This is a genomic window from Polaribacter sp. P097 (assembly GCF_036864555.1).
In the GTDB taxonomy this organism is placed as follows: Bacteria; Bacteroidota; Bacteroidia; order Flavobacteriales; family Flavobacteriaceae; genus Polaribacter.
Map to the genome: position 1 here is coordinate 377,804 of NZ_JAZETJ010000001.1, position 12,380 is coordinate 390,183.

At 30.2% G+C, this 12,380-nt stretch carries 12 protein-coding genes; 3 read left to right on the forward strand and 9 right to left on the reverse strand.

The features are described 5' to 3' along the window. Positions 1-70: 70 nt before the first annotated feature. The 7 genes from V7R38_RS01905 to V7R38_RS01935 form a co-directional block, all read right to left on the reverse strand. Entirely contained in the window at positions 71-1,702 is a 1,632-nt protein-coding gene (locus tag V7R38_RS01905; protein ID WP_334055816.1) for a family 16 glycosylhydrolase, read from the reverse strand. Between the two features lie 106 nt (positions 1,703-1,808). Continuing rightward, entirely contained in the window at positions 1,809-2,519 is a 711-nt protein-coding gene (locus tag V7R38_RS01910) for a DUF4197 domain-containing protein (protein ID WP_334055817.1), read from the reverse strand. 15 nt (positions 2,520-2,534) lie between these two features. After that, positions 2,535-2,699, reverse strand: coding sequence for a DUF5522 domain-containing protein (locus V7R38_RS01915; RefSeq protein WP_334055818.1), 165 nt, complete (start codon positions 2,697-2,699; stop codon positions 2,535-2,537). A gap of 23 nt (positions 2,700-2,722) precedes the next feature. After that, complete coding sequence (locus V7R38_RS01920) at positions 2,723-4,162, reverse strand: flavin-containing monooxygenase (RefSeq protein ID WP_334055819.1); 1,440 nt, start codon at positions 4,160-4,162, stop codon at positions 2,723-2,725. 33 nt (positions 4,163-4,195) lie between these two features. Next, complete coding sequence (locus tag V7R38_RS01925; RefSeq protein WP_334055820.1) at positions 4,196-5,263, reverse strand: VOC family protein; 1,068 nt, start codon at positions 5,261-5,263, stop codon at positions 4,196-4,198. Between the two features lie 9 nt (positions 5,264-5,272). Then, positions 5,273-5,692, reverse strand: a complete 420-nt coding sequence (locus tag V7R38_RS01930) for a DUF4174 domain-containing protein (protein WP_334055821.1) — start codon at positions 5,690-5,692, stop codon at positions 5,273-5,275. 3 nt (positions 5,693-5,695) lie between these two features. After that, positions 5,696-7,609, reverse strand: a complete 1,914-nt coding sequence (locus tag V7R38_RS01935; RefSeq protein WP_334055822.1) for a CocE/NonD family hydrolase — start codon at positions 7,607-7,609, stop codon at positions 5,696-5,698. Between the two features lie 182 nt (positions 7,610-7,791). On the opposite strand from V7R38_RS01935, the gene V7R38_RS01940 reads away from it, so the two are divergent. From V7R38_RS01940 to cdaA, 3 genes are all read left to right on the forward strand, one after another. Then, on the forward strand, positions 7,792-8,145 hold the full coding sequence (locus V7R38_RS01940; RefSeq protein ID WP_334055823.1) for a dihydroorotase: 354 nt from the start codon (positions 7,792-7,794) through the stop codon (positions 8,143-8,145). An 81-nt stretch (positions 8,146-8,226) separates the two neighbouring features. After that, positions 8,227-8,970: a DJ-1/PfpI family protein gene (locus V7R38_RS01945; protein WP_334055824.1), complete on the forward strand. Its 744-nt coding sequence runs from the start codon at positions 8,227-8,229 to the stop codon at positions 8,968-8,970. 57 nt (positions 8,971-9,027) lie between these two features. Continuing rightward, complete coding sequence (cdaA, locus tag V7R38_RS01950; protein WP_015482028.1) at positions 9,028-9,804, forward strand: diadenylate cyclase CdaA; 777 nt, start codon at positions 9,028-9,030, stop codon at positions 9,802-9,804. A gap of 1 nt (position 9,805) precedes the next feature. On the opposite strand, the gene V7R38_RS01955 is transcribed toward cdaA, so the two are convergent. Next, a complete protein-coding gene (locus V7R38_RS01955; RefSeq protein WP_334055825.1) occupies positions 9,806-11,572 on the reverse strand; it encodes an ABC transporter ATP-binding protein in 1,767 nt (588 codons plus the stop codon). Between the two features lie 3 nt (positions 11,573-11,575). After that, positions 11,576-12,301, reverse strand: a complete 726-nt coding sequence (gene truA, locus V7R38_RS01960; RefSeq protein ID WP_334055826.1) for a tRNA pseudouridine(38-40) synthase TruA — start codon at positions 12,299-12,301, stop codon at positions 11,576-11,578. Positions 12,302-12,380 lie beyond the last annotated feature (79 nt).

The window sequence follows — 12,380 nt, forward strand, 5'->3', positions numbered from 1 at the left end:
ATAAATCTATGAAAAATTTATTAACCCTGCAACCGCTAATTATCTTATAATAAATAATTTAGATTATCTATTAGTTTTTAATCAGCTTTACTACTTTCGAGTTTTTAGAAGAGGCCACTTGTAAAAAATATACACCTCTTTTTAAAAATGAGATATCATGGGTTTCAGATGGGGTGTCTTGAGAAAAGGTATGAACTTTTTTACCTGTAATGCTATACAAGATTAATTCACTTTCTCCTTCTACGTTTCCCAAGTTAACTGTAACTCTGCTGTTTGAAGGATTAGGATATACATTTAAGGCCTGGTTTTTAATAGTATTATCTTCTGTACTTAGACTTGCTGATTCTTGATAAACCCTTACATAATCTACTTCCATAGCACTTTCTGAAAAACCTGCTGTGATATTTGGTAAAATAGCTACGTTTAATAAAAGATATTGTGGTGCATCATAAGGCCAATTCTCCGCATTTTTATTTTCAGGATTGTAAACATAATGTACTATGCCATCTACACTAAATGTCATTTTTGTAGCTGTCCATTCTAAAGTATAAACGTGAAATTCTGAAGATGCATTACTAATAGTTCTACCTCCTTTATTAACTGTACCTCCAAAACTAGATCTGTTATGTAAAGCGCTTTGCACAAAATCTTGATTATCTCCCCAATGTTCTATAATATCTATCTCTCCACAATCTGGCCAAGGAGTTGTACCTTTTGTTGCTGCCCAGTAACCACCAGTTTCTGTAATGTTTTGACCTAGCATCCATAATGCAGGAAAAGTACCTACACCTGTTGGCATTTTTGCTCTAATTTCCACTTTTCCATAAGTAAAGGCATACTTTGAGTTTAATCTAGCAGATGTATAGTTTTTTGAAGTACCATTGTATGAGTAGGTTTCTTTTTTAGCTAGAATTTTTAAAGTTCCATTACTTACGTATGAATTGTCTAATCTGTCTGTATAATGCTGAATTTCTCCATTAGCCCAAGAATTACCACCAATTATTGGATAAATTTGTTTGAACCATTTTGAATTATCTAAATCAGTTACAAAACCTGTTTGGCCATCAAATTCATCAGACCAAACTAAATTATCAAACACTGGTTCATCATCTGAGCTACCAGCAATTGTACCATCGTATAAAAAGTCATCTATATAAGCTGTAACTCTATCAGTATTATTTTCTCCATTTACTTGAATAACAACTCTGTTAAAATCAGTTCTAGTAATTGGAGCAGCAGAACCTGCATTTAAATTGATATAGTTGTCGTCTTTAAAATTAAACGTAACTGTTTGCCACTGATTTAAAGTAACATCTTTTACAATTTCAGTTTGAGTACTCCAAGGCTCATTTAAATCGCCATTTTGAAGTTTAAGTGAAACTTGATTATTCTGTGAACCTGTTATAGTTACTGCAGGCACATATATTTTAAACGAAAAAGTATAATCTTCTGATAAATCAAACTTTTCATCTAATTCGAATCTAATATTGGCATACTGCCCACCTACATCTTCATACTGTAAAACAGTATTTGACGTATTTATAGTTTCCTTATAAGGATTATTGAATTGTGCATTTATGTTTGCATCATCTCCAAACCAAGTAGAAATTGTTCCATTTCCTTCAAAATCATCTTCTACAGTTTGCTGAGCGTTAACATTAAAACCAAATAAAATGAGAATAGCAAGTAATAAATTTTTCATAGATAATTATTAACAGTTCTTATATCTAGTCGTAAATTTACAACTTGAATTACAAAATTTATGTTAACAATACCTATATAAAAACTATACAGGTTAAATTTTTAGATTACCTATTATCCTGTAAAGCAAACACTTGTCTTAAAAGAGCTGTATTTCTTAACCCAACTTTCTCTCTGATTCCTTTCTCTTCTATTTCAATCATAGTAAAAACTCCTTTTAATGCCTCATTAGTAACATAGCCAGTTAAATCTGGATTTACTTTTTTAACAAACGGAATAGAATTGTATTTTGTAATTAAATTACTCCAAACTTTATCTGCACCAACTTTAGAAAAAGAATTATCGATAACTGGACTGAAACTATTGTATAAACTTTGACTTGTTTTTAACTGTAAATAGTTCGTTGCAGCATTTTTATCGCCTAAAAGTATATTTTTTGCATCATTAAATGTGATTTCTTTTACAGCATTTACAAATATTGGAGTTGCTGTTTTCACTGCATCTTCTGCTGCTCTATTTAAAACTTTAATACCTTCATCTGCCAAATTGCCTAAGCCAATTTTACGCAAACCTTTGTCTACGGCTTGTAATTCTTCTGGTAATAAAATTTTTACTAATTCATTTCTATAAAAGCCGTCTTTAGAAGTAAGTTTTGCAACTTGATGTTCTATACCATTATCTAATGCTTGTCTTAAACCATTGCCTATTTGCTCCTGACTTAACCCTACATTGTTTGGTAAATTGTTAACCACTTGCTGCAATTCTGCACATCCAGAAAATAGAAATGCGACTAATACTACCACTAAAAATTTTTTCATGTTTCGTAAATTGAATTATTTAAAACTATCTGTTTTTTTATCATAACCATAAGGACAATGTTTGCAACCACTTTTGCAGCAATAGCCTCTTTTTAAATGAAATTTTTCGGTAAACACTTTATAACCTTTTTCATTTAAATAAAAATCATCTTCTTCTAAGGGTATTCTTTGTTTAAACATACTGCAAAAGTAACTTATTGCTATTAATTGAAGAATAACCTTTTGTCTTTTATGGCATTTAATCGTAAAACTTTATAATCTAAAATATAATTTTGATACAATCTCCAAGGAAATTGATCTCCTTGTTTAGGAAGTATGTCTTTGGCTCTATGAATATAACCAGAATCTAAATTGATTAAAGGTAGTTCACCCAAATTTTCTTCTATTACCTTAGCATGCACTGAAGTATAATTATTCTTATCTAAATATTTTAACATTCTAGAGATATACTCACTTGTCAAATCGCTTTTTAACGTCCAAGAAGCGTTTGTATAACCTGCAAACACAAAGAAGTTAGGCAATTCACTTAACATTAATCCTTTATAAATAAACTGTTTTGTAATATCGAAAGGATTATTATTGAGCGATATTTTTGCACCTCCAAAAGGTAATAATTTTAACCCTGTTGCACTTATTATAATATCAGCTTCTAATATTTTTCCTGATTTCAATAAAATTCCGTTTTCTATAAAAGATGCTATACTATCTGTTTCAATAGTGGCTTTACCCTTTTTAATTGCTTTAAAAAAATCACCATCAGGAACTAGGCAAAAACGCTGATCCCAAGGTTTGTAATCTGGAGAAAAATGTGGCTCTAAAGGAAAATCACCTAACTCTTTTTTAATTCCCTTTAGCACCACCTTTTTCATAGTTTTTGGAAATTTTCTGCACAAATTATAGAATAGCATATCTGCTAAAATATTTTTAGCTCTTACAGTTGTATGTGCTACCTTACTTGGTAAAATTCGTTTTATAAACTTGGCAATTTTATCTTTATTGGGTAAAGCTGCAATGTATGTTGGAGATCTTTGCAACATGGTTACCTTATCTACGTTATCTGCAATTTTTGGTACTATTGTTACAGCAGTTGCTCCACTACCAATAACCACCACTTTTTTGTTTGTGTAATCTAAGTTAGCATCCCATTTTTGAGGATGTAAAAATTGACCTCTAAAATTCTCTAAACCTTCATAATTAGGTGTATAACCAGTATCATAATTATAATAACCACTGGCATTAAATATGTATTGAGACGTAAATTTGGTTTCCTCTTTGGTAGATGGGTTTATGGCAGTTACCGTCCATAAACTACTTGCTGCATCAAAATTGTAATGAATTACTTTTTGATTGAATGAGATATGTTTATTTACCTGATACTCTTCTGCTGCCTCATTCAAATACTTTAAAATAGAAGGTGCATCTGCAAATGATTTATCATCATCCCAAGTTTTAAAAGAATAACCGAAAGTATACATATCAGAATCAGAACGTATACCTGGATATTTAAATAAACTCCAAGTACCTCCAAGTTCTTCTCGAGCTTCTAAAATTTTATACGTTTTGTTCGGATTTTTTCTTTCTAAGTGACATGCAGCACCTATACCAGATAAACCTGCACCAATAATTATAATATCAAAATCCATAAACTAAACTATATTTATTTACAAGGTAAATTATTATTTAAACTTTTTCACTCTTTTAAAATTCATGGCTTTTATCATCCAATTTGGCAAGGGCTTTTCTGGGTCTCTATTTTTTAGGTTGATATTTAAGCCCAACTTTTTAATTAAAGGTACTTTATTGGTTTCTATAAACTCTATTAAAGTTCCATCTGAATCTTCTATGTAGCCCCAATGTCCATTGGCATCTCCCATGTCAAAAGATGCTGCACTCATTACTTGAAATGGCAAACCTATTGCATTACATTCTTTGGTCAATTGGTTAATGTTTTTAACATCAAAACATAGATGAATGTAGCCTAAATCTCCCCAAAAGCGATTTTCAAAAATTTTATTTTGCTTACTGTCTAAAGCTTGAATTAATTCAATTTGAGTTGCTCCAAACAGTTTTGCAAAACCTCCTGTTCTATTTTCTGAATGACCTAGCAGTATTCTTCTAAATTTTTTGCCACCATTATTCAAGGCTTTTAAATCTTTAAAAACAGCTGTTTCATCATAAATCACTTGATCATATCCTAAAACTGTTGAGTACAATTGTAAAGATTCATCAATATTAGAAACTCCGATTACAGCAGCACAAACACCTGCTATAGAAGTATTTTGATTACTATAAAATTGGTTATTTTCTTTTATCTTTAAAATATTATCAAAAGGATCTTTAATGTAAAAGGCTTTAACTGAATCTGGTTCTGTTACAATGCCAGATAAAATTGTAACGTTTTTAGCTTTTAAAACAGCAAAGGTTTTAGCAATATCTCTAGATTTTACAACAGGAAAATTTATACCTAAATCACCTATTTGAAATAAATTTTCTGGTGCTTTGGGCTCTCTATTTTTATATTGCCAAATTTCATAACCTCCTCCACCTTGCATATTAAGAGCCAAAAGTGCTCTTTTACTTCTAGATTTGCCACCCATATATTTGGCCATATATGTAGCTTCATTACTATCATCAAAAATTAATGCATCTGCACCCAAAGTTTGTGCATACCATTTAAAAGCAATTTCAGCATTTTTTACACCAATACCTATTTGCTGAATTCCATAAATAAATTTCTTAGCCATGTATAAGGATTACTTGTTTTTTCTAAGTTCACGTTTTCTCATGGGCATACCATCTATGATTGCAAACAATTTTTCCGCTGTTAAAACAGAATTCTGCTTTAATTTAACTCCACCATCTAAACCAATCAGAGTAATTTGTAGGCCCTTTTTAGTATTTACGTATTTTTTGGAGGTGGAGTTTGAGCTTTTAAAATTAGATGAAAAACCTACTTTATATTTATCATTAACTATTTGATAAATGATAAGTTTCCTCTCTTTTAATTCTTGATTTAAGTTTTTTAATAGATCTATTTGTTTTAAAAAATCGGAAGATGTATTATCTATCGTAGAAACAATAAGCACTCTATTTTTCCATTGATGCTTTTTAAAATCTTGAGAAAAGCCTTGAAACATTATAAATACAAATACGACAACAACAAGTGATTTCATAACCTATTTTAAAACCGAAAATTCAATACTAGAATCTGTAAATACAGTATGTTTTTGGGTTTTAAAATCAGCTTTATCAGCTTTGTAAATATTATCTACATACGTTTGCGGATTTAAATCTATTAGTGGAAACCAAGTACTTTGAACCTGAATTTGAAGTTTATGTCCTTTTTTAAAAGTGTGAAAAACATCTTGCAATTTGATATCTACATTGGTCTTTTTGTTTGGTGTAAAAGGTTCTGGATTTTCAAAACTATTTCTAAATCTACCTCTTAACACTTCGCTTCTTACCATTAAATGGTAATTACTCATTTTAAGATGATCTTGTAAAGTCTCATTATCTTCTTCAATATCTGAAGGATGTACATCAATTACCTTAACAATCCAATCTGCTGCAGTTCCTGTAGTTGCCACTTTTAATTTTGCTAGAATATCACCTGCAAGTGTATAATCTTCAGTTAAAACATCGGTTTCAAAAACCAAAACGTCTGGTCTTCTAGCTGCAAAACGTTGGTCATCTGTCATGTATTTTCTTGGCGTAAAAACTGTTTTAATATCTTCTGAATAAGGCACAGGACGTTTTATATCACTAATAAACTCTACTGCTTTTGTTGATTTTTTACTGGTTGTTAACTCTTGATTTTCTGATAAAAACCAATCTTGTTTTACCACATTTTTAGGTGGCCAACTGTCAAACGAATTCCATTCTTTTTTACCCGAATCAAAAACATAAGCTTCAGGCAAACCTGTATTTCCATCTCCAGGTCCTTTTAAGAAATGATTAAAGAATTTAGTTTCTATTTCTGATTGGAATTTTAGCGAAATAGAATCTCCAAAATAGTAATTACCTACCGTATTTCTAACCGTATTTCTAGCCCATTTACCATGATCCCAAGGTCCAAAAACCATAGTATTGTAATTGTTCTTTCCGTTTTTTTCTATTCCTTTATAAGTTTCTAATGGTCCATATAAATCTTCTGCATCAAACCAACCACCAACAATCATTGTTGCTACTGTGCTTGGAACTTTATCCATATGTTGAATGATACCTTTACTTTGCCAAACAGAATCGTAATTAGGGTGTTCTACAATTTCTTTCCAGAAAAAATCATCTATTTTATCTTTTGATGCTGTTGCGTTTACATCTAATTTATCATATTGAAAATATTCGTTTAAGTTTTTTAAAGGCCCTTTGTCTAAGAAAAATTGATACTGGTCTTGAGTATTCATTTTTGGAAACGAATACCAAGCAGAATCTGTTGGCGTATCTTTATATGTACCAAAAAGAGAAATAGCTCTAAAATAGCTTAATAAAAAAGCTCCATTATGATGAAAATCATCAAAGAAAAAATCACCTATACAAGCTTGTGGAGAAGCTGCTTTTAAAGCAGGGTGTGCATCTATTGTAGAAATTGTTGCATAATGCCCAGGATACGAAATACCCCAAGTACCTACTTTGCCATTATTATTCTCTACATTTTTAACTAACCAATCTATAGTATCATAGGTATCTGAAACCTCATCTGATTGATTTTCTTTTTTATTAGGTATATAAGCACGCATATTATCATATACACCTTCACTCATCCATCTTCCTCTAACATCTTGATATACTATGATATTACCTTGTTTCATTAGATGTAAATTTGGCCCAATTTTAGATTTCATTTTACCTTCTCCATATGGAGCAGAACTATAAGGAGTTCTCTGCATTAAAATGGGATATTCTTTAGAAACATCTTTAGGCGTATAAATTGTGGTATGCAATTTTACACCATCTCTCATGGTAATATCTACTTCTTGTTTTGTGTAATTATCAATTACATAAGTATCTTTTTTTTCAACTTCAGCTGTTTCGTTTGTGCATGATAGTATTGTAAAAAACCCTACTAATAATAAAAATAATTTCGCTTTCATAATTCTGATTATTTATTGTCCTTAAATCTACAAAAAGATAAATTAAAATTCTCCTATAAATTAATATTCTCCTTATTACTTTGGTTAAATTTTTACTAAATGAGCGCTGAAATTGGCTTAAAATTTTACATTCATAACAATTTACTATATTTTTGTATCTATAAATTAATAAACTTAAAATTATGAAAACTACAATTTTTACCCTATTAATGTGTTGTTTTTTATCATTTTCTAACTATTCTCAAACAGCAAGTGATCAAGTAAAAGTTGGTGACACCTTTACTATTGCTAAAGTTAAAATGGATAATTATGAGCATATTAAATTTCCAAGAAAAAATTTTATCATTAAAAGAGGAGGAATTGCAACTTATCAAAATATTGTAAATCAAAAAGTTGAAATCACCTCTTTAGAAGAGAAAAAAGACGGCAAAATTGAAGCAACCATTCAATTAAAAAACGGAAAATATTTCTTTAAAAGTCATAAGTACATAAAAGTGAATTTAGATGAAGCTCTGAAAGAAAAAGAGCTCATTTAATTCTTGAACAAAATCCTATTTAAAAACTTTCTTTACAGAAAGTTTTTTTTTGCTTTATATTGTGCGTCTAATCATTAGAATATGAAATTTTTAAGCTTGCTTTTTGCTGCCATTCTCTTTATAAATTGTAATCATAAAGAAAGTACTACATCAAAAATTAAAAGTCAACTGCCTGAATTAGTAGAAGGCAGATATAATGTTGCTTTTCTAATTATGGATGGTACGTTTAATACCGAATTTACTGCTCCTTTTGATATTTTTCAACACACAAAGTACAGGGAAAACATTAAAGCTATGAATGTTTTTATAGTAGCTAATACTAACCAACCAATTACAACTTTTGAAGGTGTACGTATTTTACCAGATTATAATTACCTAATAGATTCATTGCCTAAAATAGACATTTTGGTAGTGCCTTCTGCAGAACATCATCTAGATACTGATTTGGAAGATAAACCCATGATTGACTTTTTAAAAAAAGTAGCAAAAGATGCGCTCTACGTAACTTCACATTGTGATGGTGCATTTGTTTTGGCTAAGGCAGGTTTATTAGAAAATACTGTTTCCACCACTTTTCCTTCAGATATTGATAAGATGAGAGCTATGTTTCCTAATTTAGATATTAGAAAAGAGGTGTTATTTGTGCACGATAAGAAATACATCACTTCTGCTGGAGGTGCAAAATCTTTTGAAGCTGCTTTGTATTTATCGGAAGTACTTTATGGTAAAGAAATAGCAAAATCTTTAGCCAAAGGTTTGGTAATTGATTGGAATGTAGATGATGTTCCTCATTTAGTAGTTACACCAAATAACACTGATAAATAAAGTCATATTGAACTCCTAAAATTAATTAGTACTTTTACTTCAAATGAATTGTTTTACATGTTAGATTTTGTAGATTTCTCTTTTTTAGATGTGCTAGATATTTTACTGGTAGCCATCTTACTCTATTATATTTACAAGTTATTAAAAGGTACAGTTGCTATTAATATTTTTATAGGAATTGCTCTTATATTTTTAATTTGGAAAATTACCCAGGCTTTAAGAATGGAGATGCTTAGTGGTATTCTTGGCTATTTACTTTCTGGCGGAGTTATTGCGTTAATCATTGTTTTTCAGCAAGAGATTAGGAAATTTTTATTAATGATAGGTACCACCAATTTCTCTAACAAAAGAAGTTTTTTTAAGCAATTAAAATTTTTACAGTCGGAAATTACATCTGAAATAGATACAGAAAAGATTTTAAAAGCATGTAGTAACATGTCTAAATCTAAAACAGGGGCTCTTATTGTTATTGAGAGAACAAATAGTCTAGATTTTTTAATTAATACTGGAGATTCTATGAATGCCCTTGTAAACGAAGTTATCTTAGAAAGTATTTTTTATAAAAACAGCCCTTTACATGATGGTGCTACCATAATTAGAGATAATTATGTTGTTGCAACTAGGGTAGTTTTACCTATTTCAGACAGTACAAAAATACCTGCAAGGTTTGGTTTAAGACATAGAGCAGCTATTGGTGTAAGTGAAAAAACCGATGCTGTTTGTATTCTTGTTTCTGAAGAAACTGGTGAAATTTCGTATATTAAAGATGGTGAATTTGTTTTGTATGCAACACAAGAAGAACTGAATGAGAAATTAAGAAACGACCTAACTTAAACTATGAAGCTTTATCTAAACTAAATTGTTTATCATATAAGTTCTTATAATATCCATCTCGTTTCTGTAGCAATTCAGAATGCGAACCTTCTTCCACAATTAAACCTTTATCCATTACAATAATTTTATCAGCTTGCTTAATAGTTGCCAATCTATGAGCAATTACAATAGAAGTACGACCTTTAGTAATTGTTTCTGTAGCATACTGAATCATTTGTTCTGAATGAGAATCGACAGAAGAAGTTGCTTCATCTAAAATTAAAATACTAGGTTTACTAACATATGCTCTCAAAAACGCAATTAATTGTCTTTGACCAGAAGATAACATGGCTCCTCTTTCTTTAACATTGTAATGATAACCACCAGGAAGCGATTTTATAAAATCGTGAATTCCTATTTGCTTGGCAGCTTCCTCTACCTCTTCTTCTGTTATACTATTATTTTTTAGAGTGATGTTATTTAAGATTGAATCCGAAAATAGAAACACATCTTGTAAGACAATTGCAACTTGATCTCTTAAACTCTCTAAATCGTAATTAGCCACAGATACACCATCAACCGAAATTGTACCAGAATCTATTTCATAAAAACGATTGATTAGATTGATAATTGTAGATTTACCTGCGCCTGTTGCACCAACTATGGCAATCGTTTGACCACTTTTCACCTCTAAAGAAATGCCCTTTAACACTTCTTCATTTTCAACATAACTGAATCTAACTTTATCAAAAGAAATATTACCTTCTAAATTTTCTGCGACGACTGTTCCGTTTTTATCGATAGTGCTTTCAGTATCTATTACTTTAAAAACTCTTTCACCAGCAACAATACCCATTTGCAATTGGTTAAACTTATCTGCAATTTGACGCAAAGGTCTAAACAACATTTGAGCAAATTGTATGAAACCCATAATCATACCTACAGTAATGCCAGTATCTTGTATGGCCTGACCACCACCAAACCAAACAATTAAACCAATACCTATTGATGATAAAATTTCGGCAATAGGAAAAAACACAGAATAATACCAAATGGCTTTTATATAAGCTTTTTTATGCTTCTGATTGATTTCTTTAAAGTTTTGATATTCTATTTTTTCTCTATTAAATAGCTGTACAATTTTCATTCCTGTAACTCGCTCTTGCACAAAACCATTTAAATTCGCTACCTGATTTCTTACTTCTTGGAAAGTTACTTTAATAGCCACTTGAAATAATTTAGTAGCATAAATTAAAATTGGTAGAATTAATAAAGTAATTAAAGCCAGTTTCCAGTTTAGAATTAACATGATTACTGTTACTGCAAACATTTTTAGAATATCACTTAAAATTGTAAACACTCCATTGCTAAAAAAAGCAGCTATTGTTTCTATGTCTGACACTACTCTGGTTACCAGTTTACCCACCGAATTTTTATCGAAATAAGACATTTTAAACTGTAAAATATGTCTAAATATTTTAGCTCTAATATCTCTAATAATATGCTGACCAACCCAGTTTGCAAAGTAAATAAAAGTGAACTGTAACAATACCTCTATTAGTAAAACACCAAGCATAAGCATGGTATAATTCAATAAACCTTCTTTATCTTTAGTTAGGATATAATCATCTACAGTATTGATTAAAATATAAGGTGATAAAACTGAAAATAAGGCTAATAATATGGTTGAAGATGAAGCAATAAAAAAATATAACTTGTAACGTTTTGCAAAAGACATTAGTCTTTTAAAAATTTTCATATCAAAAGCATTACCTGAATTCTCTGCCAAACCTTAATATTTTATCTGTGTTAAAAATAATCCTTTTGCAGGAACTGACAATCCTGCATTACCTCTATTCTTACTCTCTATAATATTTCTGAAATCCTCTATAGATATTTTACCAAAACCAACATCTAACAACGTGCCAACTATAGCCCTAACCATATTTCTTAGAAATCTATTTGCTGATATGTGAAAAGTTAACTCCTCACCTTTTTGTTCCCAAAAAGCTTCTGTAACATCACAATTAAAGGTATAAACCTCTGTCTTTACCTTAGAAAAAGTCTGAAAATCTGTATATTCTGTTAGCAAATTTGCAGCTTCGTTCATTAACTTTAAATCTGGTTTCTGAGAATGAATTTGCCATGAAAAATCTAATAAAAATGGGTTTCTACCCAACCATATTTTGTATTCATAACTTCTAGAAACTGCATCAAACCTTGCATGCTTTTCATCATTTACTAAAAAAACCTTATAAACTACAATGTCTTTGGGCAAAATGGAATTCAATTTAAATGCAAAATCACCCTTAAGGTTTTTATCAACATCAAAATGAGCAAACATTTGTGAGGCATGAACTCCTGTGTCTGTTCTTCCTGCCCCTACTACCTGAATATCTTGCTGAAAAATTGTGCTTAAAGCAGAATTTAACTTTTCTTGTACTGAGATAACATCTGGTTGAATTTGCCAACCATGATAGTTTTTTCCATTATAAGAAAGCTCTATAAAATACCTCAAGAATCTTTGATTTTCAAACGTTCAAAATTACGGAATTTATTTTGTTATACTTACTTTTGATAGGTATTGCCCACTTAAA